Origin of the sequence: Sedimentibacter sp. MB31-C6 (genome assembly GCF_035934735.1) — a bacterium.
In the GTDB taxonomy this organism is placed as follows: domain Bacteria; phylum Bacillota; class Clostridia; order Tissierellales; family Sedimentibacteraceae; genus Sedimentibacter.
In genome coordinates this window covers 207,295-222,512 of record NZ_CP142396.1, presented here as the reverse complement: position 1 = coordinate 222,512, position 15,218 = coordinate 207,295, and the positions used below count along the sequence as shown (strand labels likewise).

Genomic DNA, 15,218 nt, shown 5'->3' with positions numbered 1-15,218 from the left:
AGCTTTTTTTATAAATTATAAATCTGCACGATATTTTTTACGTCTTCTCTTTCTGTTCGCCTTAATTCTTATTCCATTATATATCTTTAAGGCTAGTACTATAATTAATATAAACAACCCTAAATTTGCTATAAATTTAATTATTGTTACAATTATACTTTCATCAGAATTAATTAGCGTGCTTTTTACTTCTGTTGGAGTTATTAAATTAACACTTCCTAATAGTTTTCCGTCTAAGGAATATTCTATTTTACCAACAATTGAATTTTTTTCTAAAGGTAATGTAATTTCATCAACTATTATTTTTGAAACAATGTCATTTTCAGATTTTTTTTTTGTAAGTGTAGTAAAGTCACTTTCAGTAATTAAGGAAATTTCTTTGCTGTCTCCATTTTTAATTTGTAAATTTTGAATAAAAGTATTTTCTTTAACTATGGTGATACTTTGATATTCATTAAATCCAAAATTAAACATATTATGGGCATCCTGATACATTTCTAAAGATACGCCCTTCATCGTAACGGCTATTAATTCAGTTCCATTTTTTTCAGCACTTGCAACTAAACAATTGCCAGCTTCAGGAGTATATCCTGTTTTAACACCAGTAACACCATCATAATTGGTGTTTATATAAGTACCATCTACTATTATTTGACTTGTACTTGTATTATGAATTAATTTATTTAAAGTAGCAAGGTATCTTACTTCTGACTTTTTATTGGTAGGCTTAATTTCATATTTTACAGTTCCTACTATCTTTCTAAAGGTTTCATTTTTCATAGCATACTTTGTTATTAAAGCTAAATCAGAGGCTGTTGAATAATGATTTTCATCATGTAATCCATGAGGATTAACAAAGTTAGTATTATGTGCTCCGAGGTCCTTAGCTTTTTCATTCATCTGCTCAACAAATTCTTCTATACTTCCTCCATAATGTTTAGCAATTACAGCAGCTGCATCATTTGCAGATGGTAACATTAAAGCATAAAGTAAGTCTTTTAATGTTAAGATTTCTCCTGGTTCAAGTGCAATATGACTTCCATATATTTCATAGGGAGTATCATCATCTACTTTTATAACATCTGATAAATCTCCAGATTCGATTGCAATTATTGCTGTCATAATTTTTGTTAAGCTCGCGGGGTGCATTTTTTTATTTGGATTTTTCTCTAATAATATAGTACCTGAATTTGAATCAATAAGAATTGCTGATTCGCTTAATAGTGATGGTTTCGTTTGTGCCTGTACTAAATTAATATTTAGTATAATAATTGAAAAAATCAAAGAATAAACTAATATCTTTTTAACCATATTTAACTCCTTAAATTTATACAAAATATAGTATAACAGAAAAATGTAAAATTGTAATTAAAAAATTTTGTTTTTTTAAAAATATAATGTATAATGTATGTGTTTACTATAAATTTAGAATCCATCAAATTACTTATGGGAGGATTTTATGAACAACAGCATTTACAAAAAAGGACTTGCAGTTGTTTTGATTATTGCAACTATAGTAATGACTTTAATAGGAATTAAACTGTCAAGGAAGGAAAAGGAAATAAAATTTACTGAGGATTCATTTAATAATGACATGGAAATTGAATCTACTGAACTTTATATAGTTATTGACATAGATGGAGCTGTAAAGAATCCGGGTGTTTATGAACTTATGGATGGAGGTAGGGTAAATGATGCAATTGTTATGGCTGGAGGCTTGAAGGATAAAGCTTATACTAGGAATCTAAATAAAGCAAGGAAGTTAATTGACGGAGAAAAAATATACATACCTTATGAAAATGAAGAAATAGATTATGTTGAAAATGATTTAAGAAGTAGTAAAATTAATATTAATACTGCTTCAAAGGATTTATTAATGAGTTTGACAGGCATTGGCGAAGTATATGCTGAAAGAATAATTGAATATCGAAATGCAAAAGTATTTTCATCAATAGAGGAAATAAAAAATATAGAGGGTATAGGAGATAAAACCTTTGAAAAATTCAAAGATAATATAACAGTAGGTAAATGATAGGAGGTTATTATGAGTATAGAGGATATAAAATTAACACAGATGACAAAGGCAGCAGGCTGAGCGGCTAAAATAGGTCCTGAGACCCTTACTCAAGTTTTGAGTAAGCTACCTAAATTTGTAGACGATAAATTAATAGTCGGTTTGGAAACATCTGATGATGCGGCAGTTTATAAAATAAGTGATGATTTAGCAATTATTCAAACAGTTGATTTTTTTACACCAGTAGTTGATGACCCATTTACATTTGGACAAATTGCAGCAGCCAATTCATTAAGTGATGTTTATGCAATGGGAGGAGACCCTATATTAGCCTTAAATATAATTGGTTTTCCCAATTGTTTAGAAGCTGATATAATGGCAGAAATTCTAAAAGGTGGAGCATCAAAGGTTATGGAAGCAGGAGCTACATTAGCTGGAGGACATTCCATAGAAGATGATGAACCTAAATATGGCTTATGCGTGACTGGATTAGTAAATCCAAATAAAATCTTAAAAAATTATGGTTCAAAACCGGGTGATGTTTTGATATTAACAAAACCTATTGGATCTGGTATTATCAATACAGCAATTAAAGCAGAAATTTCATCAGCAGAAAGCCAACAAAATGCAATTTCTGTAATGACTTCTCTTAATAAAAAAGCTAAGGAAGTTATTAGTTACTATCCTATAAACAGCTGCACAGATATAACAGGATTTGGGCTTGTAGGTCATGCAGTAGAAATGGCAGAAGCAAGTAATGTAACTTTTAATTTAAAAATAGGTGATATACCTATAATGTGTGATGCATTGGATTATGCAAAAATGGGTTTAGTACCAGGTGGCTCTTATAAAAATTGTAAATTTTTTGAAAATAAGGTGTCATTTAATAGTATTAATGAAGAATATTTAGATTTAATCTTTGACCCACAAACTTCAGGAGGACTATTAATATCTGTAAATGAATTATATGCAGATAAACTTTTAGATGAATTAAAACATAACTTGGAAACTGAATTCGCATTAATAGGGAAAGTTGTAGAAAAGCAAGATAAATATATTACATTTTATAACTAAATATAGGGACGCATTTTATGCATATATTGGCTTCATTCAAAAATACTAGGGAGAAATAAATGGATAAAAATAATTATTACAGAAGCATTCCAAAGGTTGATATACTGATGGAAAATGAAGAGATAAGAAAATTATCAGAAATGTATACTAGGGATTTTGTATTGCAATCTGTAAGAAAAGCAACTGAAGATTTAAGGGAATATATTAGAATTTCAGAGAGTGAAGATGAAATTCGCAAAAAAATTGATAATATTTTAGAGTATATAAAAAATGACTTAGATGAATACATTTCTTTTAATATGAAAAAAGTAATTAACGGTACAGGAACAATACTGCATACCAACCTTGGAAGAGCCGTTATATCTGAAGATATAGCAGAAAAAATAAATAAAATAGTTACGGGTTATTCAAACTTGGAGTATGATTTACAAGAAGGAGTAAGAGGTTCAAGGTATTCTCATTTTGAAAAGATAATTACTAAAATAACTGGGGCAGAAGCTGCAATGGCAGTTAACAATAATGCAGCTGCAGTATTGTTGATATTAAATACATTTGCAAAAGATAAGGAAGTTATAGTTTCAAGAGGTGAGCTTGTAGAAATAGGAGGCTCATTTAGAGTACCTGATGTTATGGAACATAGTGGCGTAAAATTATTTGAAGTTGGAACTACAAACAAAACTCATTTATATGATTATGAAAGGGCGATAAATGTAGATACAGCAGCTCTTTTAAAAGTACATACTAGCAATTATCAAATAGTTGGGTTCACTGAATCAGTTTCATTGGAGGAGCTTATAAAACTTGGGCGAAAGTATAATTTACCGGTTATAGAGGATATTGGAAGCGGAGTTTTGATAGATTTAAGCAAATATGGATTATCATACGAACCTACAGTTCAGAATTCAATAAATGCAGGTGTTGATATAGTTTGTTTTAGTGGTGATAAACTTTTAGGAGGGCCACAAGCTGGAATAATAGTAGGGAAAAAACAGTTAATTGATAAATTAAAAAGAAATCAATTAACTCGTGCACTCAGAATTGATAAATTTACAGCAATAGCTCTTGAATGCGTATTTCGCGAATACATAGATGAAAGAAAAGCTGTTAAAAATATTCCAGTTCTTAAAATGATTTTGAAAAGCTTTGAGGAAATTCATCAACAAGTAAAGGATTTATATAATATATTAAATCCTATTTTAGGTTCTTATTGTGAATTAAATATACAGAAGTGTGAATCACAAATTGGTGGAGGATCTTTGCCATTAGAAAGATTAATTAGCGAATGCTTAACAATTAAACCAAAGAGTATGACAACAGCTGCTTTAGAAGAAAAATTAAGATTACAGGAAGTACCTATTGTTGGAAGGATAGTTAATGATTACTTTATGTTGGACTTAAGAACTGTTACACTTGAGGATATGGAAATAATATGCGATACTTTTAAAAAGATGATAGTTATGGGAGAAATAATATGAAGAATTTAATCATTGGAACAGCAGGTCATATTGATCATGGGAAAACTTCATTGATTAAGTCGCTTACTGGAAGAGATACTGACAGATGGGAAGAAGAAAAAAATAGGGGAATAACCATAGATTTAGGGTTTACTTATTTTGATCTTCCTGATGGAAATAAAGCTGGTATAATAGATGTTCCGGGCCATGAGAAATTCATTAAAAACATGCTTGCAGGAGTAATTGGAATGGATATAGTTCTCTTGGTTATTGCTGCAGATGAAGGAATAATGCCTCAAACTGAAGAACATGTAAATATATTAAATCTTCTAGGTGTGAAAAAAGGTATCGTTGTATTGACAAAGTATGACTTAGTAGATGAAGAGTGGCTACAACTCATTAAAGAAGATGTTAAGGAAGGTTTAAAAGATACATTTTTAGAAAAATCACCTATAATAGAAGTTTCTTCTAAAACTGGATTCGGAATAGACAATCTTGTTAATTCAATATGTAAACTAACAGAAGAAGAAATAGAAGAGCGTAATGTTAATACTATACCTAGACTACCAATAGACAGAGTGTTTTCTATTTCAGGCTTTGGTACTGTAATAACGGGAACCTTAATATCTGGAAAAATTAAAAAAGGTGATGTAGTAGAAGTTTATCCTGTAAATAAAATAAGTAAAATAAGGAATATCCAAGTACATTCGCAAAATGCTGAAGATGCTTATGCTGGTCAAAGAACAGCAGTTAATTTAACTAATATTAAAAAATCAGAAATATATAGGGGATGTGTAATTGCACCGGTAGATTCTATGAAAAATACAATTATGCTGGATGTAAAGTTAACATTACTTAAAAATTCAAGACGTATTGTTTTAAACAGGTCGAGGCTTCATATTTATACTGGAACAAGTGAAATATTATGTAGAGTTGTATTGTTAGACAAAGATGAACTAGCTCCAGGAGAAAGTTGTTATGCTCAATTAAGACTTGAAGAAAATATTGCAGTAAGACGAGGAGATAAGTTTATTGTAAGATTTTATTCACCTATGGAGACTATAGGTGGAGGAGAAATAATTGAACCAGTACCGACAAAAAGAAAAAGATTTGATGAGAAACTATTAGAGGAACTAAAAGTAAAAGAGAAAGGTTCCAATACAGATGTAATAGAGAATATTATTAAGGAAAATTCAATTTCAATACCTTCTATTTCAGAGTTGGCAAAAATTACTGCTTTAACAGAAGATGAAATAAAAAGCAGTATTGAAATACTCAATGAGCAGGAAAGAATTTCTGTTTTCCAACAAAAAAGTGAATTATATACATGGCATAAGGATTTCGAAAGAGAATTTGAAACAAAATTAGAACAATATCTTTTTAAATTTCATGAAAATAATAAGTACAGAAAAGGTGCTAAAAAGTCAGAAATAAAAAGTAGATTTCTTTCAAATATTAAACAATCAGTCTTTGATTCTGTTATACTGCTATTTGTTGAAAATGGGAAAATCAATATTGAGGGAGAATTTCTTTCTTTACCTTATTTTAAAATACAATATGATGATGAATATAGTTATTGTGAAGATAAAATATTAAAAACTCTTGAAAGTACGCAATTTAATTTCATAAGACTTGATGAATTAATTAATATTATTAAAAGTGAAGAAGCAGATGAAATCATATCTCTTATGATAGATGAAAAAAAATTAATAAAGATTAATGAAGATAGTATTACAACAGTCAGCTTATATATAAAAGCTAAAAACATTCTAATTCAATATATTAAAGAAAATGATAAAATTACTGCAGGAGAGTTTAGAGACTTACTAAATACAAATCGTAAAAACGCAATAAGTCTTCTAGAATACTTTGACATTGAAAAAGTAACTAAACGCGTAGGAAATGACAGAATATTGACTACCTAATATTAAATTTACTTAAATATAATAATGATTTACTTCAATTTAATATTCTGCTTGACAATACTTCTTTATCAAGGTAATATAAGGTAAAAGTTTAATTTTTGTAACAAACTAATTTAAGGAGCGTAACATATGAAAGTATTGATTGTGGATGATGAGCTTCTATTAATAAAAGGATTAAAGTATAGTATGGAGCAGGACAATTACGAGGTTGACTCAGCTCTTGATGGCAATGAAGCTTTGAAGAAAATGTCTTCTCAAGAATATGACATAATAATACTAGATCTTATACTACCTGAAATGGATGGCCTTGAAGTTTGTCAAAAAATTAGAGAAAAATCAAATGTTCCTATACTCATTTTAACTGCCAAAGATGAAGATATGAATAAAATATTAGGGTTGGAATACGGCGCAGATGATTATATGACAAAGCCCTTTAATATTTTAGAGTTAAAAGCTAGGATGAAAGCTATTTTAAGAAGAACTAAAGGTTATAATCAAAAGTCAAATGAACAAACAATTGTAGTTGATGATTTTGTAATTAATGCTCTTGGAAGAAAAGTTAGTTTGAATGGAAAAGAAATTAATTTAACTGCAAAGGAATTTGACTTATTATTATTACTTGCTACTAATCCAGGCAAAGTATATTCGAGAGAAGAACTTTTGGAAATAATATGGGGATATGAATATTTTGGTGACTTGAGAACAGTAGATGTTCATGTGAGACGTTTAAGAGAGAAAATTGAAAACAAATCAGAAAGTTATGAATATATTCTTACGAAGTGGGGAGTAGGATATTATTTTAGAAATAAGCAATAAATATTTTGTAAATTTCAATAATTTTTAACAACTTTAATAATTAATAAATATAAAACGGGCTGTATTCACTTATAAAAGTGCTTACAGCTAATTTTTGCATATATACCTATTCTTTTAACACCTTTAATATAAAGAAAACATTAAGAGTAAAGCTATAAAATAAAAGTATCATAATATTATAAATGTTATTTCAATTTAGTATGGAAATTATTCTTGAAATAAGTATGATATTATGTTATTATTATTTACCGATGGGGATAGATGGGTGCTGGTGTGCCTCCTGGTCTTCAAAATCAGATGTGGGGCGTTTAGAGCGTCCTGGGTGGGTTCGATTCCCACATATTCCCGCCATTTAAGGAGAGTAACGATGCATAAGAAAGTTTTGGTATGTGTTACACAACAAAGGACATGTGAAAGTCTTATTAGACAAGGCTCAATGTTGTCCCGTGATGATGAAGACAGCAATCTTTATGTAATTCATGTAGTAAATGAAAAAGATAAATTGTTATATAATTTAAGTGATGGAGATGCATTAGAATATTTATTTGAAATTACAAAGGAAGTTGGAGCTAATTTAGTTGTAAAAAGGTCTAAGGATGTTATAAAAACTATTGTTGATTATGCTATTGAAAATGAAATAACTCATGTTGTTTTAGGCACTCCAAATGTGCAAGATCCTGCTAATAACTTTGCTAGTAAACTTAAGAGAAAATTACCTGGCAGAGAATTTATAATATAATGCGATGAGTAGAATATATTTAATTTTTAAATTTCTTTTTGATAAAAATATTCCGTTAAAGGAAAAATGGTGGATAATAATTCCATTAATTTATATCTTAAGTCCGATTGATTTAATACCTGCTCCAATTTTTGGATTTAGTATTATTGATGATATTATTATGTTTATTTTTTTGTTGAGTATTGTTATGGAAAAAACAAAAAAATATTATGACAAGGAAAAGAATAATAAAAATGTTAAAAAAGATAAAATTGTTGAAGATGTAGAATATGAAATACATAAAGATGAGGAAGAATAATTTCTTCCTTTTTTTATTACATACGAATATTAAAATGTAGGGGACGCATTGCATGCGTCCCGTTAATTTAGACAATTGCATATATTACGGTTATGACTGTAGGGGACTTTAATTGCATGCGTCCCGCGGTATGCATAAAATGCATACCCTACAATTATACAAATAAATATATTTTCTTAAAAAATATTAAAAATTGCTTTCAATTTGTCGAAAATATTGTTAATATATAGTAAAGAATATTCGGAGGTGTGCCTATGAATAATAATTATAAGATTGTACGAACAATTTACGAAAATGTATTTCAAAGAGTTTTAGAGTGCAAAGACAACGATTCAGGGGATATATTTTATAGTAACATTATTACAAGTCAAAAAGTTATCAATCTAATTAATATAGAAGATTTAAAAAAATTATCTTCTAATATTATAGAATGTTATAATACTGAGGACAGAATTTATATTTTTACTAAACCTTTAAAGGATGAAAGAAAAAGCATTAAAGAATTTGTAAATAGTAAATTAACAATAAAGCAACAGTTTTCATTATCGAAAAAAATAATTGAGCTAGCTTCAGACATATATAACATGACTGATGTTGTACAACAAAAAATCCTTGATTTAGACAGGGTATACATAGATAATAATAATGAAGTAATTGTTGACTGTAATCTTATTTTTGAAGACGAGTACGATATTTCTGATAATGAAACATTTAAAAGGTTGGGAAACATTATTCATTTTATTTTCGCTGGTTCAGAAATAGTTGATTACAATATATCTGAAATAATTCCTCCAGACATTTTAAAGATAATAGTAAGATGTTTGACTAGAGAGTATATGTTTCCTAAAGATACTTTAGAAGAGCTTGTAAGGTCACCAATATATAATATGATATTTAGCAATAAGAAAACACTTTCTAATGATACTGAAATTTATTTAACTGATAAAAATGCAAAACAACTTAATCAAGACTTAAATATAAAAGAAGATTCAACCGATACAAAAATTGACCTTGAAGAAAAAACTGATGAATCAGTATTAGATATTTATTTAAATAGTAATGACAGTAATGATATTGATAATGTTGATATAGAAAAAAAAGATAACATCAAAAAAACAAGTTTTAAATTGAATAAAGATGTAAAGAGAGCAATTGTATCAATACTATTAGTTGTTTTAGTTTTACTTGTAGGAAATTCTCTGATGAAAAAAACAAAAGATTCTGAAGAAACCTCAGGGGGTACTTCTGAAGCAAATCAACAAGAAAATAAAGATAATAAAGATAACAATGAAAATGAAGAAAATGATACAAACCAAGAAGATTCAAACGAAGAATCTAATGCTAATGTTACAGAAAAAAAATATTTAAATGATGAATTATTAAATAATATAGGTTATCAAGGAGAAATAGCGAAAGAAGACAATGAAATATTTGTAGAAGGACCTAGTTCACTTGTTATAAAAAATGATGTTGATGAAAAAGTAAAGGTATTATTTGCGGCTGTTGACTTTACTGATGAAGATTTTAGTTATATGCTTAAAAGGCAAATAGGAGTATCCGCAAAAACTAAGTCTGAAATGGATGTATCAGCATTAATTGTTTTAGAAGCTTATAAGGATGGAAATCTTGCATCTAATTTTCATACAAAAATAGATATATATGATGATTTGTGGTCACAAAATACAGTACCTATAAACGTTACAAATGCCGATTCGTTAAATATTTATTTAGAATATGAAGGGATAAATAAGGTTTGGATTGACTCCATATACATAGATGTTATTAAATAATTAAATATAATTAATTAAATTGTGGAACTTTTTCTATTATTTAACGTCATACTAATTGAATATATTTGTACTAAATTATTTAAGAGAGGTGAAGAATGGACATAATTAAAATGGAAAATATCTCCAAATTATATAAATCTGGTCAAATTCAAGTAGAAGCTCTTAAGAGTATACAGTTGATTATTAAAAAGGGAGAATTTGTTTCTATTATGGGACCATCAGGTTCAGGCAAATCAACACTATTGAATATAATAGGATGTTTGGACCATGCAACAGGAGGATCTTATGAATTGGCAAGTCATGTCGTAGATAAATTGAATGATTCTAAAATGTCTGAAGTGAGAAATGCATTCATAGGTTTTGTTTTTCAGAATTTTCACTTGCTTCCTCATTTAGATGCTATAAAGAACGTTGAAATTCCGCTAATATATAGAGGGGAAAATAAAAAAGTCAGAAGAGAATTAGCACAGGAAGCATTAGAATTGGTAGGATTAAAAGAAAGAATGCACCACTTGCCAACTCAATTGTCCGGGGGTCAACAACAAAGAGTTGCCATTGCAAGAGCGCTAGCAGGTAACCCAGCTATTATATTGGCAGATGAGCCAACAGGAGCATTAGATAGCAAAACAGGTAATATGATAATGGAGCTATTTGTTGGTTTGAATGAAAAAGGTATGACGATAGTTCAAGTTACCCATGAAGAGGAAATAGCTGAATATGGCAGCAGGATAGTTAGATTAGTTGATGGTGAGATAGTTTCTGACGTAAATAGTGGAGGTATATTAAATGAGTAAAAAGGTAATTTCAATTATTTTAGTGTTAGTTATAGTTTTTTTTGGAGGTTACTTAACAGCTAAACAATTAGTACCAGATTCTTCTGAGGTTTCGACAGGACCTAAATATTCAACTAAACCTGTTACCAGAGGAGATATAAAACAAGGTGTTAACATAACTGGACAATTAAATGGTAATTGGGGAGGCTCTATAACCGCACCTAAGCCCGAAGGAGTAACAGACTCAAATGGAGCATCTGTATCTGTTACATATACTGTTGAAGAAGTATTTGTTGAGCCTAATGAAATGATTCAAAAGGGAGATAATTTAGTTCGTTTATCTGCTAATAATTTAGGAGATATATTAGAAGATTTAACTGATTCAATAAAAGATAATGAAGATAAAATTACTTCTGAAATTGAAGATTTAGAGAAATTAATAAATAAAAATATTTCTGATATTAACCAAATAAACCCTCATGAAGGCATAGTTTTTAGTGCTCCTATAAGAGGGCGTATAACAGAACTAAATGTTGAAGAAGGAGAGAGAGTTGAAAGTTACAATATAGCTACAATAGTAGATGATAGTAAAGTTGAAATTTCATTTAAAGTAAATACATATGAATATAGCAGCTTAAAGGTAAATCAAAAGGTATTGATGCAATATAGAAGACCTACTGAAACTGGTACAGTAACAGCTTTCGATGGATTTTATTATGGAACTATAAAAAAATTAAACTCTAATCAAGTACCAAATGCAGATGGAATAACATATGTTCACAATGGTGTTATAGAAGCTGATAACCCTGGACTTGTTCAACCGGGAATGGTTGTTTCAATATATACTGAAAATGAAGGAAGTCCTGTAATGGCATTGTCATACCAAGGTACAGTAGATTCATTTGTCAATGAAAAAAAGATACCATATACTGAATATTCTGGTGATGATAATGCAAATATTATTGCAACTGAAGTTTTTGTAAGTCAAAATGAATTTGTTGAAGAGGGAGATATTTTAGTACGAATAGCTGGAAATGATGTTACCGAGTCGATTAAGCAGAGCATAGATAGTATAAACTCTAAATATGATGAAATTGAAGATATAAATAAGAGAATAGATAAATTATCTGAATTGACAACTAAATTAATGGTAACAGCACCATCGGATGGAATGGTTTCTTATGTAAATTATAGAGAAGGAGATACAATACAAGCATCTGAATCAAGTGATGAATGGGAATTGCAGTTAATGGACATGTACAATACAGATGAAATGTATATATATACAACTGTAAGTGATTTAGATGTACTTTATATTAGTCAGGATGCTCCTGTAGAAATTACAGTTGATGCACTCCCAGGTGAAGAATTTGAAGGGAAGGTTATGAGTTTAAATCAATATACAGACAGAGATGGTAAGACTGTATATAATGTTCAAATAATGGTATATGGTAGAGAAGGCTTAAGACCAGGGATGAATACAAATTGTTTTGTAGATTCTGGAGAATCATTAGATACACTTCTTATACCAATAGAAGCAGTATTTGAAGAAGATAATAAACAAAAAGTAGAAATAATTAATGAAAATGAAGAAGTTGAAGTAATAGAAATTGAAGTAGGATTAATGAATGATATGCAAGTTGAAGTTTTAAGCGGTTTAGAGGAAGGACAGTTGGTAGTGACAGGTAGCACTAAGGATTTAATGCCAAGTCAAACTGTACCAGAAAATGACTCATTTATACCAAGTACAAATGAGTAGGAGGTGGGAAAGGTGAAAAATAAAGGAAAAATCACCTCTGCACTTATTAGGTTAAAGTTTTCTGCTGAAATGGCATTTAACGGTATTACTTCGAATTTGCTTAGAACATTTCTTACAGTTTTAGGTATTGCAATTGGAGTTGCTGCTGTAGTAAGTTTAATGGGAATAGGTGAAGGTGCTAGAAAATCAATAGTTGCACAATTTGAAAGTTTAGGTCAAAATGTAATTGTAATAAAATCCAATGCAGAAAATGTTCGTTTTAAAACTGATGAAGCAGAAGGGTTAGCAGAAAGAATAACAGGAGTTGAATATGCAACGCCTGTTGTTTACAAAGAAGAAGCACCAATTAGATGGAGAAGAGATGAAAGTGAACTAGATATATTAGGTGTAAATCAATATTATTCTCAAATTAAAGATCATCCTGTAGTTTCTGGCAACTTTTTTACATCTCTTCATGTAAAACAACGTTCACCAGTTGCTGTGCTGGGTTTTAATGTTGCAAATTCACTGTTAAATGGTAGAAGTCCAGTAGGACAAACGATTAAAATAGATGGAATAAATTATAGGATTGTTGGTGTCTTAGGTGAAAAGGGTGAAGGAAATGGAGACAATATAGACAATAAAATTGTCATACCATTTACATCAGCTATGAAAATTACGAAAGCTTTAGATGTTGAAGAAATTTGGGCTAAATCAAATACAGCAGAAGATGCAGAGCTTGCAATGGTTCAACTTGGCAGAATATATAAAAGACAAATTGGTATAGGAAATAATATTAAGCCTGGGCAAGAAGATGAAAATGAAGAAGAAATGCCTATAGACGATGTTATTGAGGAGCCTGTAGAAGAACCTGAAAACCCGGATGATTCAACTAATGTGTTTGAAAAGGGCGAAGAGCCTTTAACAATAACTAGTTTAAATAATCTTGTAGAAGAAGCAGATCAAGCTAATCGTATTATGTCTGTACTACTTGGAGGGATAGCTGCAGTTTCTCTTTTAGTTGGTGGTATTGGTATTATGAATATAATGCTAGTTGCAGTAACTGAAAGAACAAGTGAAATAGGTGTAAGAAGAGCTTTAGGTGCGAAACAAGAAGATTTACTTATACAATTTTTATTAGAAGCTGTATATGTTAGTATTATTGGTTGTGTAGTTGGTATTATATTAGGAGCTTGGGCTGTTACTGTAGTATCAAGATATGGTTTATCAGCAGTTGTCAGCTTAGATTCTATTAGAATAGCTGTTGGTGTTGCTTTGTGCTCAGGGTTATTATTTGGAGTATATCCAGCAATCAATGCATCATCATTACCACCAGTTGAAGCTTTAAAAAGATAAATATTTAGTGATTTAATTTCATAAATTTTAGGATTAAAAACTAAATAGCGGGAGTTTTGTTATTCTTTTGCAAAACTCCTTTTAAAATTCTATAATTCATTATATAATATTAAAAAACGAAAAAAAATGAAAGGAAACGATTATGATAATTTTTATAGAACAAGTTAATTTAAATACAGTAATTTATTCATTAGTAATAATTTTTATCTTTTTGATGTTTAAAAATGTTATCACAAATATCATAATAAAACTTATTAAAAAAATATCAGATAAGTATAAATTAAAGGGAATTACTTTGATAGTTGAATCAATAGAAGAACCATTGAAAAGATTTTTCACTTACACAGGGATATATTTTGCTCTTTCAATTTTACCATTTATTCCTACAATATCATTATTTTTAAACAGGGTATACAGAGCTTGTATTATTATATCTGTTACACAAGGCTTATTAAATATAATTTCTGTTTTTTCATATCTATTAAGTGAAGGATATTATAGTAAAGATAAAAAAATACAAATACCTAATACTGTATTTCCTTTATTATTTAAAATTATAAAAGTATTAATAATAGTAATTGCAGTTGTAGCAGTTGCAGTAGAATTTAATTTTAAACAGCTAAATAGTATCATTGCTGGTCTAGGTATTGGAGGTGCTGCACTTGCATTGGCTTCGCAAGATTTAATAAAGAATTTCTTTGGCGGATTTATAGTGCTTACAGATAAGTCTTTTAATATTGGGGATTGGATTAGAGTAGATTCTAGTGAAGGTACTGTAGAAGAACTTGGATTGAGAAGTACAAAAATAAGAACTATAAATAAAGAATTAGTTGTCGTACCGAATGCAAAATTTACTGACAGAGAAGTAATTAATTATACGTTGAGAGAAAATAGAAGGGCAAGTTTTACTATTGGCGCTACATATGATACATCTTCAGAAAAATTATTAACAGTAATAGATAAAATAAAGGAAATGTTAGATTCACATCCTATGGTAAAAGAAGATTCTTCACTAGTAAAATTTGATGGTTTTGGAGCTAGTTCATTAGATATAGCTATTCAGTATTTGACAAATACTTCTCAATATGGAGAATTTATGGACGTAAAAAATGATATAAATTTTAAAATAATGAATATATGTGAAGAAGAGGGTATGTCTTTTGCATTTCCAAGTATGAGTGTGTATATGGAAAAAAATTAAAATTTAGTTTTATTTTTATGAATTATAATGGAGGTAAGAT

13 protein-coding genes and 1 tRNA gene are annotated in these 15,218 nt (G+C 29.2%); 13 read left to right on the top strand and 1 reads right to left on the bottom strand.

Annotated elements, in window-relative coordinates:
- Positions 1 to 15: 15 nt before the first annotated feature.
- On the bottom strand, positions 16 to 1,311 hold the full coding sequence (locus U8307_RS01105) for a D-alanyl-D-alanine carboxypeptidase family protein (RefSeq protein ID WP_326909425.1): 1,296 nt from the start codon (positions 1,309 to 1,311) through the stop codon (positions 16 to 18).
- Positions 1,312 to 1,459: 148 nt separating this feature from the next.
- Between U8307_RS01105 and U8307_RS01100 the strand changes: the two genes are divergently transcribed.
- The 13 genes from U8307_RS01100 to U8307_RS01040 all read left to right on the top strand — a co-directional run bounded on the left by U8307_RS01100 (position 1,460) and on the right by U8307_RS01040 (position 15,178).
- Positions 1,460 to 2,032, top strand: coding sequence for a helix-hairpin-helix domain-containing protein (locus U8307_RS01100; protein WP_326909423.1), 573 nt, complete (start codon positions 1,460 to 1,462; stop codon positions 2,030 to 2,032).
- A 12-nt stretch (positions 2,033 to 2,044) separates the two neighbouring features.
- Positions 2,045 to 3,088, top strand: a complete 1,044-nt coding sequence (gene selD / locus U8307_RS01095) for a selenide, water dikinase SelD (protein WP_326909421.1) — start codon at positions 2,045 to 2,047, stop codon at positions 3,086 to 3,088.
- 59 nt (positions 3,089 to 3,147) lie between these two features.
- Positions 3,148 to 4,563, top strand: coding sequence for an L-seryl-tRNA(Sec) selenium transferase (selA, locus tag U8307_RS01090; RefSeq protein ID WP_326909420.1), 1,416 nt, complete (start codon positions 3,148 to 3,150; stop codon positions 4,561 to 4,563).
- Positions 4,560 to 6,467 (top strand): selenocysteine-specific translation elongation factor, encoded by a 1,908-nt coding sequence (selB, locus tag U8307_RS01085; RefSeq protein ID WP_326909419.1) that lies wholly within the window; start codon positions 4,560 to 4,562, stop codon positions 6,465 to 6,467. Before selA ends, selB begins: the two co-directional genes overlap by 4 nt.
- Before the next feature lie 129 nt (positions 6,468 to 6,596).
- The gene (locus U8307_RS01080; protein WP_326909417.1) at positions 6,597 to 7,283 is read left to right on the top strand and encodes a response regulator transcription factor; all 687 of its coding nucleotides are present in this window, start codon (positions 6,597 to 6,599) and stop codon (positions 7,281 to 7,283) included.
- 253 nt (positions 7,284 to 7,536) lie between these two features.
- A tRNA-Sec gene (locus tag U8307_RS01075) sits at positions 7,537 to 7,634 on the top strand.
- Positions 7,635 to 7,650: 16 nt separating this feature from the next.
- Entirely contained in the window at positions 7,651 to 8,022 is a 372-nt protein-coding gene (locus U8307_RS01070) for a universal stress protein (RefSeq protein WP_326909415.1), read from the top strand.
- Positions 8,023 to 8,026: 4 nt separating this feature from the next.
- On the top strand, positions 8,027 to 8,320 hold the full coding sequence (locus U8307_RS01065; RefSeq protein WP_326909413.1) for a DUF1232 domain-containing protein: 294 nt from the start codon (positions 8,027 to 8,029) through the stop codon (positions 8,318 to 8,320).
- A 254-nt stretch (positions 8,321 to 8,574) separates the two neighbouring features.
- Positions 8,575 to 10,110 carry a hypothetical protein gene (locus tag U8307_RS01060; protein ID WP_326909411.1) on the top strand — a complete coding sequence of 512 codons (1,536 nt, stop codon included), beginning with the start codon at positions 8,575 to 8,577 and terminating at the stop codon, positions 10,108 to 10,110.
- 95 nt (positions 10,111 to 10,205) lie between these two features.
- Positions 10,206 to 10,904: an ABC transporter ATP-binding protein gene (locus tag U8307_RS01055; RefSeq protein ID WP_326909408.1), complete on the top strand. Its 699-nt coding sequence runs from the start codon at positions 10,206 to 10,208 to the stop codon at positions 10,902 to 10,904.
- A complete protein-coding gene (locus U8307_RS01050; protein ID WP_326909406.1) occupies positions 10,897 to 12,642 on the top strand; it encodes an efflux RND transporter periplasmic adaptor subunit in 1,746 nt (581 codons plus the stop codon). The genes U8307_RS01055 and U8307_RS01050 overlap by 8 nt, the downstream gene beginning before the upstream one ends.
- Before the next feature lie 12 nt (positions 12,643 to 12,654).
- Complete coding sequence (locus U8307_RS01045; RefSeq protein ID WP_326909404.1) at positions 12,655 to 13,977, top strand: ABC transporter permease; 1,323 nt, start codon at positions 12,655 to 12,657, stop codon at positions 13,975 to 13,977.
- Between the two features lie 142 nt (positions 13,978 to 14,119).
- The gene (locus U8307_RS01040; RefSeq protein ID WP_326909402.1) at positions 14,120 to 15,178 is read left to right on the top strand and encodes a mechanosensitive ion channel family protein; all 1,059 of its coding nucleotides are present in this window, start codon (positions 14,120 to 14,122) and stop codon (positions 15,176 to 15,178) included.
- Positions 15,179 to 15,218: the final 40 nt, after the last annotated feature.

What these genes read in the sequence shown, in the direction of transcription:
- U8307_RS01105 (WP_326909425.1), bottom strand. Translation starts at nt 1,311, where the DNA reads ATGGTTAAAAAGATATTAGTTTATTCTTTGATTTTTTCAATTATTATA.
- U8307_RS01100 (WP_326909423.1), top strand. Translation starts at nt 1,460, where the DNA reads ATGAACAACAGCATTTACAAAAAAGGACTTGCAGTTGTTTTGATTATT.
- selA (WP_326909420.1), top strand. Translation starts at nt 3,148, where the DNA reads ATGGATAAAAATAATTATTACAGAAGCATTCCAAAGGTTGATATACTG.
- selB (WP_326909419.1), top strand. Translation starts at nt 4,560, where the DNA reads ATGAAGAATTTAATCATTGGAACAGCAGGTCATATTGATCATGGGAAA.
- U8307_RS01080 (WP_326909417.1), top strand. Translation starts at nt 6,597, where the DNA reads ATGAAAGTATTGATTGTGGATGATGAGCTTCTATTAATAAAAGGATTA.
- U8307_RS01070 (WP_326909415.1), top strand. Translation starts at nt 7,651, where the DNA reads ATGCATAAGAAAGTTTTGGTATGTGTTACACAACAAAGGACATGTGAA.
- U8307_RS01065 (WP_326909413.1), top strand. Translation starts at nt 8,027, where the DNA reads ATGAGTAGAATATATTTAATTTTTAAATTTCTTTTTGATAAAAATATT.
- U8307_RS01060 (WP_326909411.1), top strand. Translation starts at nt 8,575, where the DNA reads ATGAATAATAATTATAAGATTGTACGAACAATTTACGAAAATGTATTT.
- U8307_RS01055 (WP_326909408.1), top strand. Translation starts at nt 10,206, where the DNA reads ATGGACATAATTAAAATGGAAAATATCTCCAAATTATATAAATCTGGT.
- U8307_RS01050 (WP_326909406.1), top strand. Translation starts at nt 10,897, where the DNA reads ATGAGTAAAAAGGTAATTTCAATTATTTTAGTGTTAGTTATAGTTTTT.
- U8307_RS01040 (WP_326909402.1), top strand. Translation starts at nt 14,120, where the DNA reads ATGATAATTTTTATAGAACAAGTTAATTTAAATACAGTAATTTATTCA.